The following is a 20,133-nucleotide window of genomic DNA, read 5'->3' as shown; positions in this document are numbered from 1 at the left end:
GGCAAGCGCTAATGGCGAACGCAATGGACAACATGATCGTGGGGCTGGACATCGGTACCTCCAAGGTGGTGGCGATCGTCGGTCAGGTGACCAGCGAAGGCACCGTCGAGGTGGTGGGGCTCGGATCGCAGCCCTCCCGCGGCATGAAGAAAGGCGTGGTGGTGGATATCGAGGCCACGGTGCGCTCGATCCAGCGGGCGGTGGAAGAGGCGGAGCTGATGGCCGGGTGCCAGATCCACTCGGTCTACGCGGGCATCGCCGGATCCCATGTGCGCAGTCTCAATTCTCACGGCATCGTGGCGATCCGTGACCGGGAGGTGATGCAGGCGGATATCGACCGTGTCATCGATGCCGCCCAGGCAGTGGCGATTCCGGCGGATCAGAAAACCCTGCACGTGCTGCCGCAGGAATACGTGGTGGACAACCAGGAAGGGGTGCGCGAGCCGGTGGGTATGAGCGGGGTGCGCCTGGAGGCCAAGGTGCATCTGGTGACCTGCGCCGTGAACGCGGCCCAGAACGTGGAAAAAAGCGTACGCCGCTGCGGTCTCGAAGTGGAGGACATCATCCTCGAGCAACTGGCCAGCGCCTATTCGGTGCTTACCGAGGACGAACGTGAATTGGGCGTATGCATCGTCGATATCGGCGGTGGCACCACCGATATCGCCATCTTCACCGAAGGGGCGATTCGCCACACCGCCAATATTCCGATTGCCGGTGATCAGGTCACCAACGATATCGCCATGGCGCTGCGCACACCGAAGCAGCACGCCGACGAGATCAAGATCAAATACGCCTGCGCGTTGACGCAATTGGCCGGCGCCGACGAAACCATCAAGGTGCCGAGCGTCGGTGATCGGCCGCCGCGTACTCTCAGCCGCCAGAATCTGGCGGAAGTGGTGGAGCCCCGTTACGACGAGCTGTTCACCCTGATCCAGGCGGAGATCCGCCGCTCCGGGTATGAGGACCTGATCCCCGGCGGCATCGTGCTCACCGGCGGCTCCTCCAAAATCGAGGGCGCTGTGGAACTGGCGGAGGAGATTTTCCATATGCCGGTGCGGTTGGGTACGCCTCAGGGCGTGGCCGGGCTCACCGATGTGGTGCGCAATCCGATTTATTCCACTTCCGTGGGCCTGCTGCTTTACGGGCTGCGGATGGAGAAGGAAGGCCTGAGCGCCCGGGCCCAGGCCGGCGGCGGACAGGTGAACTGGCTCGAGCGCTTCAAGCGCTGGTTCCAGGGCAATTTCTGATGGAAACGCTGGCACGCAACACGCCAGCACGCAACACGCTGAATCGGAGTGGTTTTCGCGTGTTGCGTGAAGCGTGCAAGCGTGGAGCGATTTCAACGGTTTCAGAGCGGGCCGGACAGGCTGGCCCGATTTGGAAAAGGCAGTAACCAGGGAAGCAACAAGCGGGAGATCAATTATGCAATTCAAACTGGAAGATTCCGTACCCCATGGCGCGGTGATCAAAGTGGTGGGCGTTGGTGGTGGCGGCGGTAACGCCGTGGACCACATGGTGCGCTCCAACGTGGAAGGCGTGGACTTCATCTGCGCCAATACCGATGCACAGGCCCTGCGCAACTCCTCGGCCAAGACCGTGATTCAGCTGGGCAGCCAGGTGACCAAGGGCCTGGGTGCCGGAGCCAATCCGGACATTGGCCGGCAGGCGGCGCTGGAGGACCGTGACCGCATCGCCGAATTGCTCGACGGCGCGGACATGGTGTTCGTCACCGCCGGCATGGGCGGTGGCACCGGTACCGGAGCGGCGCCGGTGGTGGCCGAGATCGCCAAGGAGCTGGGTATCCTCACGGTGGCGGTGGTAACCAAACCGTTCCCGTTCGAGGGCAAGAAGCGCATGCGCTCCGCCCAGGAAGGCATTCAGGCTCTGCGCGACCAGGTGCACTCCCTGATCACCATCCCCAATGAGAAGCTGCAGGCGGTACTGGGCGGTTCCACCACCCTGCTGGACGCGTTCAAAGCGGCCAACGAAGTACTGCAGGGCGCGGTGAAAGGGATCGCCGATCTGATCGTTCGTCCCGGTATGATCAACGTCGACTTCGCCGACGTGCGCACCGTGATGAGTGAGCTGGGTACCGCGATGATGGGTACCGGTCTCGCCACCGGCGACAACCGGGCCGCCGAAGCCGCCCAGGCCGCCATCTCCAGCCCGCTGCTGGAAGATGTGGATCTGCGGGGTGCCCGCGGCATCCTGATCAACATCACCGCCAATGAGTCCATCGCTCTGGATGAGTTCTCCGAAGTGGGGGACATCGTCAGCGAGCTGGCCAGCGAGGAAGCCAATGTGATCATCGGCACGGCCATCGACCCGGATATGGGCGACAATATCAGTGTGACGGTGGTCGCTACCGGTTTGGGCGCCCAACAGGAACTGAAAGTGGTACGTGGCCGTCAGAACTCATTGGGCGCGGAAGGCCGGGTGGACTACAACGACCTGGAGCGTCCCGCGGTGGAGCGTCGTCGTGCCGCGCAACAAAGCATGGGCGGTTCCGGCCGTGGCGCGGTGAACACCGCGGAAGATCTGGACTTCATTGATATCCCGACCTTCCTCCGCCGTCAGGCCGACTGACGGCGGCGCGGCTAACGGCGCGATAGGCACGGTCAATGGTGCGGTAAGAGGATTTTGGGTATACTTATCCTCTTATAACGCTTCGAGGATGGCAGTATCCTTATTTTTCAGGATACCGGTAGCTTTGTGACGGATCGATGATCAGACAACGAACACTCAAAAACGTAATCCGCGCCACCGGCGTAGGGTTGCATACCGGTGAGAAAGTCTACCTGACGGTACGTCCGGCGCCGGTGGACACTGGCATCGTGTTCCGCCGCGTGGATCTGGATCCGGTGGTGGAGATCAAGGCGGGTGCCCACAATGTTGGGGAAACCACCTTGTCCACGACCCTGGTGCGGAATGGCGTCAAGGTGGGCACGGTCGAGCATTTACTCTCCGCCATGGCAGGGCTGGGGGTCGATAACGCCTATGTGGAGTTGTCGGCGCCGGAAGTCCCGATCATGGATGGCAGTGCCGGGCCCTTCGTGTTTCTGCTGCAGTCCGCGGGTATCCGTGAGCAGGAGGCGGCGAAGAAGTTCATCCGGATCAAGAAGAAGGTGACGGTGAAAGAAGGCGACAAGGTCGCTACTTTCGTGCCTTTTGACGGGTTCAAGGTGACTTTCTCGATCGAATTCGACCACCCGGTCTTCGAGGAACGCGATCAGCTGGCGAGCATCGATTTCTCCACGACATCGTTCGTGAAGGAAGTGGCGCGCGCCCGGACCTTCGGGTTCATGCGTGATATCGAGTTCCTGCGTAGCCAGAACCTGGCGTTGGGCGGCAGTGTCGACAATGCCATCGTAGTGGACGAATACCGCATCCTTAATGAGGATGGTCTGCGTTACGACGACGAATTCGTGAAGCACAAGATGCTGGACGCCATCGGCGACCTGTATCAGTTGGGCTACAGTCTGATTGGCGAATTTGTCGGTCACAAGTCCGGTCACGCTTTGAACAACGCCCTGCTGCGCGAACTGCTGAGCCAGCCGGACGCCTACGAAGTGGTGACATTCGAGGACGCCGACGCGGCACCGATCTCCTACGCCGGACCTTTGGCCACCGCCGAATAACGGTGCGCTTCCCCGGTCCACCCTGGCCACCCTCCCGCGGCCGGGGTGGGCACTCATGCTTTGTTTATTGTTCTTTCCTGATGAATCCAGAGATGGCCGCATGGCGCTTGCCGGCGATTCCATGGTGCCCTGCAACGCATCAAAAGAGCCGTTGAGGCTCATGACCCGCGCCTTCGGCGGCTCGGTAGTCCCGGTAAACCGGGATTGGCGTGCAAGCGTGTTGCGTGTATGCGTGTTAGCGAATCACCGCGCGCCTCGCTTCTGGCTTTTCAGATGACTTATCCCGTCACTTTTTGACCCGGCTGGCCAGTCGGGCCAGGGCTTCACTCAGACCTGGATCGTCCATGTCCCGCGCCGCGCGAGCAATATGAGCCGCACTTTCCGCATCCAGAACCGGTCCCATGGCATGATATTTGCCTTTATCAAGGGGGGAGCGGCTTGTGTCAGGACCGCTGTCCAACTGGCGCCGGCCGGTGACCACGATCTTGACGCTGGCGGCACCGGCCAGGGCTCGCTGCAGCCGGGGCAGATGGAAGCGCAGAAGCTGAGCGGTGGTGCTGTTTTCCACCAGTGCCAGCCAGCGTTGCGATTCTTCCACCAGCATGACCCGGTCACGCAGCGCGGGCGGCAGGCACGCCCGCGGGTCCCTGTCCTGAGAAGGGGCGGGTTGTGCGCGGGCATTGGCCGCCAGCCGTCCCAGTCTGGGATGGCGTTTGAGCAGCGCCCCGAGGTTTTGGGGCCGGTTTGTATTGGCCATGGTATTTCCTTACACTACCCGGCTAATTGTAAAAAAACGATAAGTCTCCCGCCAGCTACTCCGGGCTCATCGAATCACCGCCAGACCCTGACCGGTCGGGTGGCAGTAAAGAAACCGGAGAGACCAACGGGGACGGTGCCGCCCGGCACCACCGGCATTGTCATTTATGAATGGATATTCCGCGGGCCCTCGGACCGTTGGCCTGAAGACTTTTTGGAAGGGGTGTTTCCACACTCATGAACATCATATGGCTTAACAGCAAGGGCGGCCATGCCCGATCGGTGCAGTTATCCCGATATTGGCTGTATCTGGCGCTTTCGGTCATGATCGCGCTGCCGGTGGCCTTGGGTACCGGCGCCTACTGGCTGAACTACAAACTGGCGCCACCAGCCTACACCGAAGCGGTGGCCGAGCGGTTCCAGCACGAACTCAACGAGCAGAAGCGTGAAGTGGCGGACCTGTCCCGGCTCAGCGCTGAACAGTTCCGAGCCCTGACCCTGCAACTGGCGGACACTGAAGCCCGGCTGGTGCGTCTGGATGCCCTCGGAGAGCGTTTGGTGGACGTGGCCGGCATCGACGGCCAGGAGTTCGATTTCAGCAGCGCCCCGGCCATTGGTGGTCCGGAAGTGGAGGGCAGCAGCAGCTTCACGCCGCCGTCGTTCATGCAGGAACTGGAGCGGGTGACCACCGCCCTGCAGCGGCGCGAGCAGCAGTTGGACATTCTGGAAAAGCTGCTGGCAAACCGCCAGCTCAAGGATGAAACCTTCCTGTCCGGCCGGCCGATCCCGCATGGCTGGATGTCCAGCCGGTATGGCCGCCGCACCGATCCGTTCAGCGGTCGGGTGGCCTGGCACAAAGGGGTGGATTTCGCCGCCCGGGACGGGTCGCCGATTATCGCCACCGCCTCCGGCGTCGTTACCTACGCGGGCAGGAAAACCGGCTACGGTCAGTTAGTGGAAATCAACCACGGCAACGGTATCAGCTCCCGTTATGCCCACGCCAAGAGCGTCACCGTGGAAGTGGGGGATATCGTGCGCACCGGCGATACCGTCGCCATCGTTGGCAGCAGTGGTCGTTCCACCGGCCCTCACGTGCACTACGAAGTGCTGAAGAACGGCCAGCAGGTGGATCCCTCCCCCTATATCGCCCGGGTACGCCGCTAGCCCGCCATCCCTGGCGGGAGGCGGGGCGGAGCGGGGTGCTGTCAAGCACCCTCATTGACCGGGGACCGTCAGCCGGGTCTTGATTCCTCCGCCCAAGGCTTGAATTATGGTCGCCCCTACCCAATCTCGTGAGTAGAATGATCCCTCCTTAGCGCGGGGCGCTCTGCTCCACCCATTGAGAAAAAACGGACGTTTCATGCTGTCTTCCATCGCAAAGAAAGTCTTCGGCACCAAAAATGACCGTGAACTCAAGCGTATGAGCCGCCTGGTCACGGCGATCAACGCGCTTGGTGACGACATGGCCAAACTGGATGACGAAGCGCTGAAAGCCAAGACCGGCGAATTGAGATCCGCGTTCGCCGAGGGCAAGACGCTGGATGAACTGTTGCCGGAAGCGTTCGCCGTGGTCCGCGAGGCCGCTACCCGCATCATGGGGATGCGCCATTTCGACGTGCAGTTGCTGGGCGGGATCGCGTTGCACGAGGGGCGTATCGCCGAGATGCGCACCGGTGAAGGTAAAACCCTCACCGCGACCTTGCCGGCCTATCTCAATGCGCTGTCCGGTCTGGGCGTGCATGTGGTGACCGTGAACGAATACCTGGCCGAGCGGGACGCCAACTGGATGCGTCCCCTGTACGAATTTCTCGGTCTCTCCGTAGGCATCATCTACTCCCAGCAGCCGGCGCCGGAAAAGCGTGAGGCCTATGGTTCCGACATCATTTACGGTACCAACAACGAATACGGCTTCGACTATCTGCGTGACAACATGGCCTTCCGGCTGGAAGACCGGGTGCAACGCAAGCTCAACTTCGCCATCGTTGATGAGGTGGACTCCATTCTTATCGACGAAGCTCGTACCCCACTGATCATATCCGGTCCCGCTTCCGACTCCTCCGAATTGTATCGGCAGGTCAATCTGCTGATGCCGCGGCTTCAGCCGCAGCCGGAAGAGGGGGATGAAACCGGTCACTATGTGATCGACGAGAAACAGCGGCAGGTGGAACTGACGGAGGAAGGTCACCAACTGATCGAGTCCCTGCTGGTGGACAACGATCTGCTGGAGCAGGGAGAGAGCCTGTACGCGGCCCATAACCTGACGCTGCTCCATCACGTGCACGCGGCTCTCAAGGCTCACGCCTTGTTCCACCGGGACCGGGAGTACGTGGTCCAGAACGATCAGATTGTTATCGTCGATGAACATACCGGCCGGACCATGCCGGGGCGCCGCTGGTCCGATGGCCTGCACCAGGCGGTGGAGGCGAAGGAAGGCGTTCGTATTCAGCAGGAAAACCAGACGCTTGCCTCCACGACCTTCCAGAATTACTTCCGTCTGTACGACAAGCTCTCTGGCATGACCGGTACCGCCGACACCGAGGCGGTGGAGTTTCGTCAGATCTACGGCATGGATGTGGTGGTGGTGCCCACCAACCGTCCGATGGCGCGGATCGATGCCAACGATCTGGTCTATCTGACACTGAAGGAAAAATTCGAAGCGATTGTCGACGAGGTCAAACAGTGCGTCGAAAAAGGGGCGCCGGTGCTGGTGGGTACCGCCACCATCGAGGCCTCCGAATATCTCTCCCATCGCCTCAACCAGGACAAGATCAAACACCAGGTGCTCAACGCCAAGCAGCACGAGCGTGAAGCCCAGATCATTGCCCAGGCCGGGCGCCCGGGCACCGTGACCATCGCCACCAACATGGCCGGCCGGGGGACCGATATCGTACTTGGCGGTAACCCGGAGGAGCAGATCAAGCATCTTGATGATCCGGATGGCGCGGAAGCACGGAAGATTCGCGACGAATGGCGGGACAACCACGCCAGGGTGCTGGAGGCCGGCGGCCTGCACATTATCGGCTCCGAGCGGCACGAATCCCGCCGTATCGACAACCAGCTGCGAGGCCGTGCCGGCCGGCAGGGCGATCCGGGTTACACCCGCTTTTTCCTGTCCATGGAAGACGACCTGATGCGTATCTTCGCCTCCGACCGGGTGCGCAACATGATGCGTTCTCTGGGCCTGAAGGACGGTGAAGCCATTGAACACCGCTGGGTGACGCGGGCCATCGAGAATGCCCAGCGCAAGGTGGAAGCACGCAACTTCGATATCCGCAAGAACCTGCTCGAATACGATAACGTGGCCAATGACCAGCGCCGTGTGGTGTACAGTCAGCGTGAGCAGATTCTGGAATCCGACAGTTTGTCATCTTCCATCGAAAGTATCCGCCGTGACGTGATGCCGGATGAAGTTCACGCCTACATGCCGCCGGGCTCGGTGGAAGACCAGTGGGACGTGGACGGACTGGAGCGCGCCCTGGCGACGGAGTACAGCTGTCGGGCGCCGGTAAGCCAATGGCTGAGTGAAGACACCGGACTGCACATCGACGGGGTGGTGGAAAAGGTCATCGAGACCATGGAAGAGGAATACCGCCGCAAGGAGCAGGAGGTCGGTGAGGAAACGCTGCGGCAGATCGAAAAACACCTGATGCTGCAGATCCTGGACCGCCATTGGAAAGAGCACCTGGCCAGCATGGATCATCTGCGTCAGGGCATCCATCTGCGTGGTTACGCGCAGAAGAACCCGAAACAGGAATACAAGAAGGAAGCCTTCGAGCTGTTCCAGGCCATGCTGAACCAGATCCAGCACGAGCTGATTCGCGTACTGCATAATTTCGAGGTGCGACGCGACGACGAAGTGGAACGGCTGGAAGCTCAGCGCCAGGAAGAGGCCCGGATACAGGCGGAGCGGATGAAGGCGCAACAGGAGCAGATGGCCGCTCCCACCGCGTCCGGCGACGGTGTTCAGACCCAGGGGCCGCCGCAGGTGGCCCAGCCGGTGGTGCGCGAAGGCCGCAAGGTGGGGCGCAATGAACCCTGTATTTGCGGTTCCGGCAAAAAGTACAAGCACTGCTGCGGCCGCCTGGAAAGCTAGTCCCCGCGGCACTAGTGTCCCACAGATGTGGAACAGGCGGTTTACACGCAACACGCTGGCACGCCTACACGCTGATTCGCTGTCAAGACCGCTTCCCACAGCGGCGCCGTAGCTTCCTCTGTGGGAAGCGGTCTTGACAGCGAATACAGCGCGATTTCATATCTCCAAGACCAATAGACTGGCCACAGCCATGGATTCCGCGGTCAAACGTCAGAACCATATTTGTGGGACAGCAATGGTTCCCGCGGGCCTTTCCGCTCCCTTAGCCAACCCCGCGTTCGGGGCCCTTGCCCCCCTTGGCCCGGAAAGGCCATGCTATTAATCAGGGCCGCGAACAGGTAGCCCGAATCATTCCATGACCCTTGGTGAAGGATCGAACATGACGCAGTCGCAGTGGTTTCCGGTGGCAGGCGTGCGCCTGGCCGCAGTGGAGGCGGGCATCAAAAAAGCCCAACGTAAGGACCTGGTGGTGATTGAACTGGCGGAGCGCAGCCGCGCCGCCGGTGTGTTCACCCGTAACCGCTTCCAGGCCGCGCCGGTTCAGGTGGCGCGCCGTAACCTGACGGAAAAGGCGCCTCGCTATCTGATGATCAACACCGGCTATGCCAATGCCGGCACCGGCGACAAGGGGCTGGCGCTGTGTGAGGAAACCTGTGTATTGCTGTCGGAGCTGGCGCTATGCCATCCAGCGGAAGTATTGCCGTTTTCCACGGGGGTTATTGGCGCGCCCTTTGCCATGGAACCGTTTGAAAATGGTTTGCCGGTGGCACTGGAAACCCTGGATGAGCACGGTTGGGGGAGTGCCGCCGAGGGCATCATGACCACCGACACGGTGCCGAAAGTGGCCAGCCGCCGCCTCGAGCTGGACGGCGCGCCGGTGAACATCACCGGCATCGCCAAAGGCGCCGGCATGATCAAGCCGAACATGGCCACCATGCTGGGTTTCATCGCCACCGACGCGGAAGTGGCCCAGCCGCTGCTGAATCGCTGGGTGCGCGAACTGGCGGACGCGTCATTCAATCGCATCACCGTGGACGGTGACACCTCCACCAATGACGCCTGCATTCTGATCGCCACTGGCCGGTCTGGAGCCGCGCCGGTCGAGCAGGAGGACAGCGAGGCTGCCCGCTTGGTATTCCAAGCGTTGGAGCAGGTGTTCGTGGAACTGGCCCAGGCACTGATCCGCGACGCCGAAGGGGCCTCCAAGTTCGTCGAGATTCAAGTGGAAGGCGCCGCCAGCGACGCCGACGCCCTGGCGGTGGCGGAAACCATTGCCCACTCCCCGCTGGTCAAAACCGCCTTGTTTGCCTCCGATCCCAACTGGGGCCGTATCCTGGCCGCCGTGGGGCGGGCGCCGATCGATGACCTGGACGTGAGCCGGGTGGCGATCTGGTTGGATGATGTTCGTATCGTCAATGAAGGCGGCGTCGACGACGACTACACCGAAGAACGGGGCGCCGCGGTCATGGCGCGTCCGGAAATCACCATCCGCGTGGACCTGGCCGCGGGCGTGGGCCGGGGGCAAATGTGGACCTGTGATTTCAGCTATGACTACGTGAAAATCAACGCCGAGTATCGCACCTGATCATGTCCGCATCTGATGAGCCTCTTCCGGAAATCACCGTGGTCGCGGGTATCATCCGCGACGGTGAAGGGCGTTTGTGTCTGAGTCGCCGTCCCGAGCATAAGCATCAGGGCGGGCTGTGGGAGTTCCCCGGTGGCAAGGTGGAGCCGGGAGAGGCGCTTGATGTTGCCCTGGCCAGGGAATTGCACGAGGAGCTCGGGTTGGATGTGACCGGGTGCGAGCCGTTCATGACCGTTCGTCACCGCTACCCGGATCTGAAAGTCACCCTGCATTTCCGGGAAGTGTCGCGCTACGGCGGCGAGCCCCATGGCCGTGAGGGGCAGCCGGTGGAGTGGGTGCCGCTGGCCGATGTTACCGAGCGCGCCTTTCCCGCCGCCAATCGCCCAGTGGCGCTGGCGCTGAGATTACCCCAGGAATGGGTGGTGGTGCCCGAGGGGCTTGATGAGCAGGCGGTGATCACGGGACTGGAGCGGCTGGACCCACAACGACAGGGCGTGTATTTGCGGAACTGGAGCCAGGGGCCGTCGCTGTCGCGGCTGGCGGCTGTCTGCCGCGAGCGGGGGCTGCGTTTCTGGATTCGGGACGATATGGCGCTGGCGGTACGGGAAGAGGCCAGCGGATTGCACCTGAGCCGCCGGGCTCTTATGGCCGCGTCGGCGGCGGAACTGGGCGGATTCGCTGGCGTGGTCTCCGCCGCTTGTCACGATAGTCGCGCCCTGGAGCGGGCTCTGGCGCTGGATATCCCGATGGCGGTGGTATCGCCGGTGGCGGCTACCGCCACGCATCCGGATGTGGTGCCCCTGGGATGGGACGGTTTCGCCGCGCTCACCGAAGTGCGGCCCTTGGTGTTTTATGCTCTCGGTGGGCTGTCCCCGGATGATCTGACCACCGCCCGTGAACATGGCGCCTACGGTGTCGCCGGCATCCGTGCCTTCTGGCCCGGGGTGGATTGACTACCGCTCCGGATCGTCGAGATCGTCCACGGGTGCGTTTGGATCACCGGGAATCACGTGTTGCTCCGAGGCCCAGGCGCCCAGATCGATCATCTTGCACCGCTCGCTACAAAACGGCCTCCAGGGATTATCGTCCCAGCGGGTGGGTTTCTTGCAATGAGGGCAGGGATAGATGCGAGTGGTGTTATCCGCCATGGCGTCGGGCTAACTCCAAATAACGTTGGTGCAGTTGTTCCAGTTGCTGATGAAGCCGTTCCAGGGGGCCGTCGTTGGTCACCACATCGTGGGCCTGGGCCAGGCGCTCTTCCCGCGATAACTGGGCGCGCATGATCGCTTCCACCTGCTCCATGGGGACCTGATCCCGGTTCACGGTGCGCGCCATCTGGATGTCACCGGGGACATCGACCACCAACACGCGGTGGGTCATGTCCTTTTGCCGTCCTTCCAACAGCAAAGGCGAGACCAGCACGGTGTAGTCGCTGTCGCTGTCTTGGATCTGCCGACGCAGCTGGTCGCCGATTGCCGGGTGGGTGATCGCTTCCAATTCCCGCCGCGCTAGATCATCGCTGAACACGATATCACGCAGAGCGCGGCGATTGAGTGTGCCGTCCTCCTGCAATATCCGTTCTCCGAACCGATCGACAATGGCATGGAGCGCCGGTTGACCCGGCTCCACCACGATCCGGGATGCCTGATCCGCATCGACGATGGTAATACCCAGACGGGACAGGAAATCGGTGGCGGCGGTTTTACCGCTGCCGATACCACCGGTGACACCTACCACATACATGCTTTATCTCCACCCGGAACTGGTCTGCAAACTACACGGCGGAGCCGGAAAAATCCAGGATGCCGCCGCCTCAAGCTGTTGCCGGCCTCGTGAGCATGAATTCACATGTATTCGCTGCCAAGGCAGCTTCCCACAAAGAGGAGGCTACGGAGCCGCTGTGGGAAGCTGCCTTGGCAGCGAATACAGTGTGCAGGAGTGGCAGCGGATCATCCCAAAACGATGGGGTGCCCGTGGCTCTCCTCATCTTGGAAAGGATCGCGATGTTGGTGGCGTAATCGCTCAGAACTGAAACAGGCCCAGATAGGCACCGACGATGGTGTTGCCCCACAACAGCGCGATCCAGCCGGCAATGGCCAGATAAGGGCCGAACGGAATGCCCTGACTCCGATCGAGACCGCCACGGGCCATCATGCCAATGGCGAACATCAGACCCACCACCGAGGACAACAGAATCACCAGAGGCAAATATTGCCAGCCCAGCCAGGCGCCGAGCGCCGCGAGCAGCTTGAAGTCACCGTAGCCCATGCCTTCCTTGCCGGTGGCCAGTTTGAATACCCAATACAGGCTCCACAACGACAGATAACCGGCCATGGCGCCGACCACGGCATCCGGCAGGGATACCGGTGAAATGCCCAGCAATGCCGCCAGCAGCCCCGCCCACAGCAGTGGGAAGGTCATGGCGTCGGGAAGCAAAGTGGTGTCCAGATCAATCACCGCCAGTGCCAGCAGGGTAAAGCTGGCGAACAGCACGAACACCAACCAGCCTCCATAACCCAACTGCCAGGCGCAAACCGCGGCGACCAGGGCGCTGAGCAGCTCGATCAACGGGTAGCGCGAGCTGATACCCTGGCCGCAGGCACTGCAGCGTCCCTTCAGCACCAGCCAGCTCATCACCGGGATGTTTTCGTGCCAGCGGATGGCGTGATCGCAATGCGGGCAGCGGGAACGGGGCACCACCAGGTTGTAGGGACGGGTTTCCTCCATGGGCAGTTCCAGCACTTCCTGGGCTTCGCGCCGCCAGGTGCGCTCCATCATTCGCGGAACGCGGTGAATCACCACATTGAGAAAGCTGCCCACCAGCAGCCCGAACACGGTGCAGAAGAGAATGAGCAGTGCGGGCTGGTCGGCGAGAAAGCTAAACACGAATGACGTTGTCCTGTTTGTTGTTGGTCAGACCACCTGACCCAGTTGGAAGATCGGCAGATACATGGCGATAATCAGGCCACCGATCAGCACGCCCAGCACCGACATGATCAGCGGCTCCAGCATACTGGTCAGGCCGTCCACGAGATTATCCACCTCATCCTCGTAGTAAGTGGCGACTTTACCAAGCATACCGTCCAGGGCCCCGGATTCCTCGCCGATGGCGGTCATCTGCAAGGCCATCGGCGGGAAAACGCCGGTGGAACGCATGGCGAATTGTAGCTGTTGGCCAGTGGCCACGTCTTCTTTGACCTGCAATACCGCCTTGCGATAGACCACATTGCCGGTGGCGCCCGCGCAGGCGTCCAGGGCGTCGATCAGAGGAACCCCGGCGGCGAAAGTGGTGGACAGGGTGCGGGCGAATCGGGCGACGGTGGCTTTATGGGTGATATCGCCGATGATTGGCAAGCGCAGCAAGAGACGATCGACGGCGTCCTTGAAGGCCTGGGAGCGTTTCCTGCCCTGGATGAAGCCGGCGATGATCGCGCCGGCTCCCAATAATATGGGAAGAAAATGAGCCTGCAGCCCTTCGGACAATCCAATGACGAACTGGGTAAAGGCGGGCAATTCGGCCCCGAACCCTTCAAACAATTCCTGAAAGGTCGGGACGACTTTCACCAAAAGAATGCCGGTAACGATGACCGCCACACAGATGACGGCAATGGGGTATTTCACCGCTTTCCGGATTTTGGATTTCAACGCCTCGCTTTTTTCTTTGTAGAGCGCCACGCGATCCAGCATGGTTTCCAGTGAACCGGAGGCCTCGCCGGATTCGATCAGGCTGCAATACAGATCGTCGAACAGAGTCGGATGTTGCCGCAGCGCACCGGCAAAGTTGTTGCCCCCTTCCACCTCGGTCTTGATCTTCAGCACGACGTCTTTCATCGATGGATTGTCCAGACCGTCGGCAACGATATCGAAGGATTGCACCAGCGGTACGCCGGCTTTCATCATGGTGGCCATTTGGCGGGTGAACAGGGCGATATCGGCGGGCTTGATTTTCTTCTTGCCGCCCAGCGACAACTCCCGTTTCTTGATCACCTTGCGCGCCTGGATGCCCTGGCGGCGCAACTCCGCGCGCACCAGCGCCGGGCCCTTGCCGCTGATCTCCCCTTTGACTTTGCTGCCCTTGCGATCGAGGCCTTCGTAGAGAAAAGTGGCGGTCTTCTGTTGCGCCGCTGTCTTAGCCATAGGCGTCCTGTATCCCCCTTAATCGTGTCGCGCGCCACGGAAAATCCGCGCGCACGTCCCCAAACGTTCTAGTGGCCGCTGGTGACCCGGTCCACTTCCTCCAGGCTGGTGACCCCCTGCATCACCTTGAGCAGCCCGGAGCGGTGCAGATCGTTGAAACCTTCCTTGCGGCACTGGTCGGCGATCTCGATGGAGTTCCCATCCTGCATGATGATGCGCGCGATGCCGTCGGTGACCCGGACCACTTCATAGATCCCCACCCGGCCTTTGTAGCCGTTATTGCATTTTGGGCAGCCCTTCGGCCCGAACACAGTAAAGCCGCTCTCGATATCCTGTTCCGTGAAGCCCATCGCAAGCAGCGAGGGCCTGGGCACCTCCACCGGTTCCTTGCAATGGCTGCAAAGACGGCGGGCCAGCCGCTGGGCAATGATCAGGCTCACCGAAGTGGCGATGTTGAACGACGGCACACCCATGTTACGCAGACGGGTCAGGGTTTCCGGCGCGCTGTTGGTATGCAGGGTCGATAACACCAGGTGACCGGTCTGGGCCGCTTTCACGGCAATCTCCGCGGTCTCCAGGTCGCGGATCTCCCCCACCAGAATGACGTCGGGATCCTGACGCAGGAACGCCCGCAGCGCGGAAGAGAAATCGAGCCCTTGTCTGGGATTCACGTTGACCTGATTAATACCTTCCAGGTTGATTTCCACCGGATCCTCGGCGGTGGAAATGTTCCGCTCCGGGGTGTTGAGGATGTTCACGCCGGTATAAAGAGACACGGTCTTGCCGGAACCGGTGGGGCCGGTGACCAGGATCATACCCTGGGGCTGGTTCAGGGCCTTCATGTACATCTCTTTCTGTTCGGGCTCATAACCCAGGGCGTCGATGCCCATCCTGGCACTGTCCGGGTCCAGAATCCGCAGCACGATCTTTTCGCCAAACAGGGTGGGGCAGGTATTGACCCGGAAATCGATGGCGCGGTTTTTGGAAATCTTCAGCTTGATGCGGCCGTCCTGGGGAATCCGCCGCTCGGAGATATCCAGGCGTGCCATCACTTTGAGCCGGGCCGCGATCTTGCTGGCGCTGTTGACCGGTGGCTTGGACATGGTCTGCAACACACCATCCTGGCGGAACCGTACCCGGTAGGTCTTTTCGTAAGGCTCGAAGTGCAGGTCCGAGGCGCCGCCCTTGATGGCATCGAGTAGCAGCTTGTTGACGAAACGAACGATGGGGGCATCGTCGGCGCCGGTGCTTTCGTCCTTGGCGTCACCCGCCGACTCGCCGTCGGCCACGTCCAGGTTATCCAGTCCCTCATCCAGGCCGGCGAACGCCTCGCCTTCCGCCTCCGATTCCAACCGGTCGATCCAGCGGGTCAGCTTGTCGTCCTCGACGATCACCGTTTCCACGTTGAGACCGGTATTGAAACGGATCTCCTCCAGTGCCGGCAGATTGGTGGGATCGGATACCGCGACGAACAGGCGGCTGCCCCTTTTGTACAAGGGCAGGACGGTGTGGCGGGCGATCAGCTTGGTGTCCACCAGGTCCTTGACCAAAGCGTCCGGGGAGAAGGCATCCAGATCGATGATCGGATCCCCGAATTCCTCGGCGGAGGCCCGCGCCACGGTGGCGGCGCTCAGCAGCCCCGAACTCACCAGCCGCCGAACCAGTGGCATCTGCTCCCGTCGGGCGGTTCCGGCCGCTTCCACCACCTGCTCGGTGGACAGATGGCCTTCGTTGACCAGGCGGCGCGCCAGGCCGCTCAGGGATGATTGGGGACTGCTCATGGGTCGGAAAGGCTGAGTTTGTTGATAGGAAATAATTCTTATGAATCAGAAGATTGGCAGCCTTTGCCCGGGCTGTAAAGAGCCGGTGCCTGGTGGCTGAGAACCGGGTCCCAATTCATAAGGGCTGACACGCTGACACGCCCAGCGACGCTAAAGCCGCTCCGGAGAAGACCGGGCTGGGATGCAGCCGCGAGTAAGTGCCGATTTCCGTCCAACCCGGGTGACAAAACCGGTCAGTGGCTGACGCGGAGTGGCAGAGTGCACCGTTCACACTTTGTCTCCAGCCCCCGTGAATCCTGGCTCAGGCAAATTGGCCCGGTAGCTGCATTGGGGAGAGCGCGACGCTCGCCTTGGGGGTGAGCACGGAAAACACAGTTCCCGCTATGGAGACGCAAAAATGAAAAACGTGCAAAAGGGTTTTACGCTGATTGAATTGATGATCGTGGTGGCGATCATCGGGATTCTGGCGGCGGTCGCTATTCCGGCTTATCAGGATTACACCGTTCGCTCCAAGGTGACGGAAGGTCTCGCACTAGCTGCTTCCGCTAAGGTTGCGGTTGTTGATGGGTTTTACTCTAATGACATGAATGGCGTAAATTCTGCAGCTGCGGAATGGGCTAACAAGTGGGTGGCAACCAAATACGTAGACGATATTACGATCAACGCGGATGATGGTGTCATCACGATTACCTATAGTGCAGAAACGCCCCAAATTGATGGCGAAACAATCGTTCTCACCCCGTCCATAGGTTTGGCGGCATTGGCGGCTGGTCTTGAGGGGAATATCGATTGGGCATGTGCTTCCGCTCTCAGCACCACTGCTTCGAATCGTAATCTGCCGGTCAACACCGGGAGTGTGAATGAGCGTTATGCTCCGACTGAATGTAAGTAACTTTCCTGCGAGAGCATGTTGGGGCCAGGACTGAATGGCACTTACTTAATCAATAAGGCCTTGATCCAGAAGAAAAAAAGCTGATCCAATGGCGGCGTGTTTATCTCGCCAAAGAATCGCACCCCGCCAAGGATCAGCTCCTATGTATGCTAAACAGAATCGATTTCAGCAGCAATCAAACAAAAACTGTCTCGCCAGGATGCCATCCGCTTTTTCAATCTGCTGACCTCGGCAGAGCTCTTTTATGTACTGGAATCTTTATTGCCCGAGCACCGGGAACGGCTCTTCCCGCCAATAGAAACCATGGCGATGTTTCTGAGCCGGGTAATGCAAGCGGATCGCTCCTGTCAGCGAGTGGCCAACGAAGCTGCGGTGGCACGCTGGCTGGGAGGGCGCAAGGCGTGCAGTACTTTTACGGGCGGCTATTGCAAAGCTCGGCAGCGTTTATCACTGGAGTTGGTCTCTTCTCCAGCACGCGCTACAGGAACGTTGAGCAACGAGAAAGTACCTGACAGCTGGCATTGGCAGGGGCGACCTGTTCACATCGTTGACGGCACCACCGTGACCCTGCCGGATACGCCCGCCAATCAAGAGGTTTACCCCCAACAGCGCTCGCAGAAACCCGGCCAGGATTTCCCACTGTGTCGCATTGTCGCCGTCACCTGTCTGGCCAGCGGTGCCGTACTGAATGCGGCAATGGGGCCTTACGCGGGTAAAAGCGCCAGCGAACCGTTCATTGCTGCCTGGCCTCAACGCTGGCGATATCCTCCTGGGGGACGGTCTGTGTGGTAGTTATGTGATTCTGGCGGACTGTCTGGCCCGCGGTGTGGATGTCGTGTTCGAGCAAAATGGCGCTCGCAAGCTGACAACAGACTTCCGTATAGGAAAGCGCCTGGGCCACAAGGATCATTTGATCCGGATTAGTAAACCTTGCCAGCGTCCGGACTGGATGAGTCTGGCGCACTAATCAGGCACTGCCGGACGATATCGTCTTGCGTGAAGTGGCGCTGGGAGGAAAGGTGCTGATTACCACCTTGTATGATCCGGCTAGGGCATCGCGCCAAGCGTTGAAAGCGTTATACCGCAGCCGCTGGCATGTTGAGCTGGATATCCGGTACATCAAGACCACACTGGGGATGGAGACCTTGAGCTGTACAACACCGGAGATGGCGGAGGAGATGGCGGAAAAGGAACTGTGGGTGCACCTTCTGGCCTACAATCTGGTCCGGCTTCTGATTGTACCGTCCGCTGTGTTGGCGAAGGTATTGCCTCGCACACTGAGCTTCAAACACGCGTTGCAATGTTGGCAGGTTTGGTGCCAACAACGGCTCGCTTGCCATACCCGTGACGATTTAACGGAACTCTTTCGTCTGATCGCCCAGCAGCGTGTGGAGAGTCGACCAGGACGTATTGAACCCCGAGCGGTCAAGCGACGACCGAAGCCGCTTCCGCTGTTAACCCGCCCCCGGCACGAGGCGCGGGCTTGGATACGTCAGCATGGGCATCCACCGAAGCAACGCCCATGGAATAAAACGGCCTAGGGCGGAAAGAAGGCGAGCGTTAAGTAAGTGCCATTCGGGCCAAACCTCGCTTTTCGCCTATGATTGCAAAGGCAAAAAGCGAGGCCCAGCCTCGTAGAGCATAATCCTTGAAACCTGCTCTTACACCACACCCAATCGCAACCCAAACGGCTTCAACAACTTCTCCGCCGTGCTCAATGTCGGGTTCCCCGTCCCATGTTCAATCCCGTGAATCACTCTTGGGGAGATGCCGGTAAGTGCACTGTATTCCTGCAACGTCAGTCTCAGCTCCTTGCGCAGCGTTTTGATCACTTCTGAAAGCGGCAGGCCAGGGCGCTCGTGAATGGAGCGCAGCACCTGCCGGCGGCGCTCCAACTGCTCATGCGCATCCGCTTGACTGTATCGCTTATCCATTTACAGGGCCTCCAGGATCTTGGCGGTTGCCGCGGCTTGGGACGAGACTCTCTGAATGATGTCTGGCGCCAGGCCCTGTTCGCGCATAACGGTTTCCAGGGTAGCAAGAGGGTGGGCCATGTCCTTGAGCGCTTGAATCAACGGTTCGACCGCAACACCGCTGGCGTCGGCCGCTTGTTCAGCAGCGCTGCGCCAGTCAGGCTGCCCCCGGTCGTGTTCGCGCCAGCGATTGGGTCGGGCAATGCCGTCGGGATGAAGATACATGGGAGCGAAATCATAGAGGGGCGTAAGCGCTATCAGACCATTGTTATCCCGGCTGATGGCGGTATTGCGGCTATGATTGTCCTTGTTGCCCATGACGATATTGGCCAGATCCCGTTTCAGGTATTCGATGATCTCCCGTTGCGGATCGGTGACGGCATTGGCAATGGCGGCACAAGCATCGTTGTGGTTGATGCGAACACCGAAACCGGATCGCTGACATAGGGAAGCGAGGCTTTCCTGAGCGATGCGTTGCACCTGTCCGGACTCGCAGTGGCGATCAAAGCGGGGAATGAACAAAGTGTTTCCATGGTATTCGGGGAGAGCGTGAACACGCAGCCCCAAGTGCCGGGCGCAGGCCATGTATTTCCCTTCCGCTTCCAGGATCAGGTTCAGGTCCCGCGGTCCGGAACGGGTGAACTTAACCAGATAGTGCCGGCGCGCCCGCTGGTCGGGTAGTAAATGGTCCAGATAGAGCAGGCCATCGTCGGCCTCGGTAAGTAGAATTTTGGGCCACTCCCCCTGTACGCCGGATGAGCCGGCGACGAATAATCCATGGTTGGCGAGGTACTCGACGAAGTCCTCATGTCGCTGAGCCACTTCGTTGAAATGGAAACCGATTTGTCGCGGTGGACTATGCTGTTGGAGCCAGTTCCAGGCTTCTTTTATGCGCAGGTTGCCAACCGGGTTGCCGGTGCCGGCCAAAAGCAGTGCCCAATCGGAGCTGGGGCCGTCTTTCAAGGACAGCTGTTTGAGCATTTCCTGGCGACCGAAACCTTGAGGGAGAAGATCAATCAGAAAAGCCGGCCAGGTATCCCATTCACTAATTTCCGCACTGACTGGCCAAGTATGGCTGCAGGCATGTGCGTCCCGGCTATCCGGCCAGGTAATGACATGGTCCAACGTGTAGCCGCCATAACAGGAAGCCTGCCAGCCTAGCTCCACTGGCCCGGTCAGACCAACAAGGGCGGCATCTTGCCAAGCGCCATTCACGAAAATCTGAATAGTGCATTTTTTGTTCATTTTTGTAGTATAGGGAAAAAAAGAGCACTGTAA

General features: G+C 60.4%; 16 protein-coding genes and 1 pseudogene. 9 read left to right on the top strand and 8 right to left on the bottom strand.

Going from position 1 to position 20,133, the window contains the following annotated elements; all coding sequences use genetic code 11:
- The first annotated feature begins 11 nt into the window (after positions 1 to 11).
- From ftsA to lpxC, 3 genes are all read left to right on the top strand, one after another.
- Complete coding sequence (gene ftsA / locus A6D6_RS01790; RefSeq protein ID WP_159659749.1) at positions 12 to 1,247, top strand: cell division protein FtsA; 1,236 nt, start codon at positions 12 to 14, stop codon at positions 1,245 to 1,247.
- A gap of 175 nt (positions 1,248 to 1,422) precedes the next feature.
- Positions 1,423 to 2,586: a cell division protein FtsZ gene (ftsZ, locus tag A6D6_RS01785; RefSeq protein WP_133491476.1), complete on the top strand. Its 1,164-nt coding sequence runs from the start codon at positions 1,423 to 1,425 to the stop codon at positions 2,584 to 2,586.
- Between the two features lie 137 nt (positions 2,587 to 2,723).
- On the top strand, positions 2,724 to 3,638 hold the full coding sequence (lpxC, locus tag A6D6_RS01780) for a UDP-3-O-acyl-N-acetylglucosamine deacetylase (protein WP_133491475.1): 915 nt from the start codon (positions 2,724 to 2,726) through the stop codon (positions 3,636 to 3,638).
- Between the two features lie 286 nt (positions 3,639 to 3,924).
- Here lpxC and A6D6_RS01775 read toward each other — a convergent pair whose 3' ends face one another.
- Positions 3,925 to 4,395 (bottom strand): hypothetical protein, encoded by a 471-nt coding sequence (locus A6D6_RS01775; protein WP_133491474.1) that lies wholly within the window; start codon positions 4,393 to 4,395, stop codon positions 3,925 to 3,927.
- Between the two features lie 236 nt (positions 4,396 to 4,631).
- On the opposite strand from A6D6_RS01775, the gene A6D6_RS01770 reads away from it, so the two are divergent.
- From A6D6_RS01770 to A6D6_RS01755, 4 genes are all read left to right on the top strand, one after another.
- Positions 4,632 to 5,558 carry a M23 family metallopeptidase gene (locus tag A6D6_RS01770; protein ID WP_159659748.1) on the top strand — a complete coding sequence of 309 codons (927 nt, stop codon included), beginning with the start codon at positions 4,632 to 4,634 and terminating at the stop codon, positions 5,556 to 5,558.
- A gap of 196 nt (positions 5,559 to 5,754) precedes the next feature.
- On the top strand, positions 5,755 to 8,487 hold the full coding sequence (gene secA / locus A6D6_RS01765) for a preprotein translocase subunit SecA (RefSeq protein ID WP_133491472.1): 2,733 nt from the start codon (positions 5,755 to 5,757) through the stop codon (positions 8,485 to 8,487).
- Between the two features lie 379 nt (positions 8,488 to 8,866).
- Positions 8,867 to 10,072, top strand: coding sequence for a bifunctional glutamate N-acetyltransferase/amino-acid acetyltransferase ArgJ (argJ, locus tag A6D6_RS01760; protein WP_159659747.1), 1,206 nt, complete (start codon positions 8,867 to 8,869; stop codon positions 10,070 to 10,072).
- A 2-nt stretch (positions 10,073 to 10,074) separates the two neighbouring features.
- Positions 10,075 to 11,025: a Nudix family hydrolase gene (locus tag A6D6_RS01755; RefSeq protein WP_159659746.1), complete on the top strand. Its 951-nt coding sequence runs from the start codon at positions 10,075 to 10,077 to the stop codon at positions 11,023 to 11,025.
- On the opposite strand, the gene A6D6_RS01750 is transcribed toward A6D6_RS01755, so the two are convergent.
- The 5 genes from A6D6_RS01750 to pilB all read right to left on the bottom strand — a co-directional run bounded on the left by A6D6_RS01750 (position 11,026) and on the right by pilB (position 15,990).
- Positions 11,026 to 11,220, bottom strand: a complete 195-nt coding sequence (locus A6D6_RS01750) for a DNA gyrase inhibitor YacG (RefSeq protein ID WP_022995248.1) — start codon at positions 11,218 to 11,220, stop codon at positions 11,026 to 11,028. It lies immediately after the preceding gene.
- The gene (gene coaE, locus A6D6_RS01745; protein ID WP_159659745.1) at positions 11,210 to 11,815 is read right to left on the bottom strand and encodes a dephospho-CoA kinase; all 606 of its coding nucleotides are present in this window, start codon (positions 11,813 to 11,815) and stop codon (positions 11,210 to 11,212) included. Before coaE ends, A6D6_RS01750 begins: the two co-directional genes overlap by 11 nt.
- Before the next feature lie 279 nt (positions 11,816 to 12,094).
- Positions 12,095 to 12,958, bottom strand: coding sequence for a prepilin peptidase (locus A6D6_RS01740; RefSeq protein WP_159659744.1), 864 nt, complete (start codon positions 12,956 to 12,958; stop codon positions 12,095 to 12,097).
- A gap of 27 nt (positions 12,959 to 12,985) precedes the next feature.
- Positions 12,986 to 14,209: a type II secretion system F family protein gene (locus A6D6_RS01735; RefSeq protein ID WP_133491466.1), complete on the bottom strand. Its 1,224-nt coding sequence runs from the start codon at positions 14,207 to 14,209 to the stop codon at positions 12,986 to 12,988.
- A gap of 68 nt (positions 14,210 to 14,277) precedes the next feature.
- Positions 14,278 to 15,990 (bottom strand): type IV-A pilus assembly ATPase PilB, encoded by a 1,713-nt coding sequence (gene pilB, locus A6D6_RS01730; protein ID WP_133491465.1) that lies wholly within the window; start codon positions 15,988 to 15,990, stop codon positions 14,278 to 14,280.
- A 397-nt stretch (positions 15,991 to 16,387) separates the two neighbouring features.
- Between pilB and A6D6_RS01725 the strand changes: the two genes are divergently transcribed.
- Both A6D6_RS01725 and A6D6_RS22200 read left to right on the top strand, forming a co-directional pair.
- A complete protein-coding gene (locus tag A6D6_RS01725) occupies positions 16,388 to 16,882 on the top strand; it encodes a pilin (protein WP_159659743.1) in 495 nt (164 codons plus the stop codon).
- Between the two features lie 162 nt (positions 16,883 to 17,044).
- Positions 17,045 to 18,423 (top strand): annotated as a pseudogene (locus A6D6_RS22200) (IS4 family transposase).
- A 120-nt stretch (positions 18,424 to 18,543) separates the two neighbouring features.
- Here the strand turns inward: A6D6_RS22200 and A6D6_RS01715 are convergent.
- Entirely contained in the window at positions 18,544 to 18,816 is a 273-nt protein-coding gene (locus A6D6_RS01715; protein WP_159659742.1) for a helix-turn-helix domain-containing protein, read from the bottom strand.
- A complete protein-coding gene (locus A6D6_RS01710; RefSeq protein WP_236563942.1) occupies positions 18,817 to 19,836 on the bottom strand; it encodes a type II toxin-antitoxin system HipA family toxin in 1,020 nt (339 codons plus the stop codon). It abuts the gene before it with no gap.
- Positions 19,837 to 20,133: the final 297 nt, after the last annotated feature.

Source organism: Alcanivorax xiamenensis (genome assembly GCF_009846745.1).
Lineage (GTDB): Bacteria > Pseudomonadota > Gammaproteobacteria > Pseudomonadales > Alcanivoracaceae > Alloalcanivorax > Alloalcanivorax xiamenensis.
Note: the sequence above shows the minus strand (reverse complement) of the source record. Positions and strands in the feature narration are given on the sequence as shown.

Coding starts and splice junctions, on each gene's coding strand:
- A6D6_RS01725 (WP_159659743.1), top strand. CDS start 16,388: ATGAAAAACGTGCAAAAGGGTTTTACGCTGATTGAATTGATGATCGTG.
- pilB (WP_133491465.1), bottom strand. CDS start 15,990: ATGAGCAGTCCCCAATCATCCCTGAGCGGCCTGGCGCGCCGCCTGGTC.
- ftsA (WP_159659749.1), top strand. CDS start 12: ATGGCGAACGCAATGGACAACATGATCGTGGGGCTGGACATCGGTACC.
- A6D6_RS01710 (WP_236563942.1), bottom strand. CDS start 19,836: ATGCTCAAACAGCTGTCCTTGAAAGACGGCCCCAGCTCCGATTGGGCA.
- coaE (WP_159659745.1), bottom strand. CDS start 11,815: ATGTATGTGGTAGGTGTCACCGGTGGTATCGGCAGCGGTAAAACCGCC.
- secA (WP_133491472.1), top strand. CDS start 5,755: ATGCTGTCTTCCATCGCAAAGAAAGTCTTCGGCACCAAAAATGACCGT.
- A6D6_RS01775 (WP_133491474.1), bottom strand. CDS start 4,395: ATGGCCAATACAAACCGGCCCCAAAACCTCGGGGCGCTGCTCAAACGC.
- lpxC (WP_133491475.1), top strand. CDS start 2,724: ATGATCAGACAACGAACACTCAAAAACGTAATCCGCGCCACCGGCGTA.
- ftsZ (WP_133491476.1), top strand. CDS start 1,423: ATGCAATTCAAACTGGAAGATTCCGTACCCCATGGCGCGGTGATCAAA.
- A6D6_RS01715 (WP_159659742.1), bottom strand. CDS start 18,816: ATGGATAAGCGATACAGTCAAGCGGATGCGCATGAGCAGTTGGAGCGC.
- argJ (WP_159659747.1), top strand. CDS start 8,867: ATGACGCAGTCGCAGTGGTTTCCGGTGGCAGGCGTGCGCCTGGCCGCA.
- A6D6_RS01750 (WP_022995248.1), bottom strand. CDS start 11,220: ATGGCGGATAACACCACTCGCATCTATCCCTGCCCTCATTGCAAGAAA.
- A6D6_RS01755 (WP_159659746.1), top strand. CDS start 10,075: ATGTCCGCATCTGATGAGCCTCTTCCGGAAATCACCGTGGTCGCGGGT.
- A6D6_RS01770 (WP_159659748.1), top strand. CDS start 4,632: ATGAACATCATATGGCTTAACAGCAAGGGCGGCCATGCCCGATCGGTG.
- A6D6_RS01735 (WP_133491466.1), bottom strand. CDS start 14,209: ATGGCTAAGACAGCGGCGCAACAGAAGACCGCCACTTTTCTCTACGAA.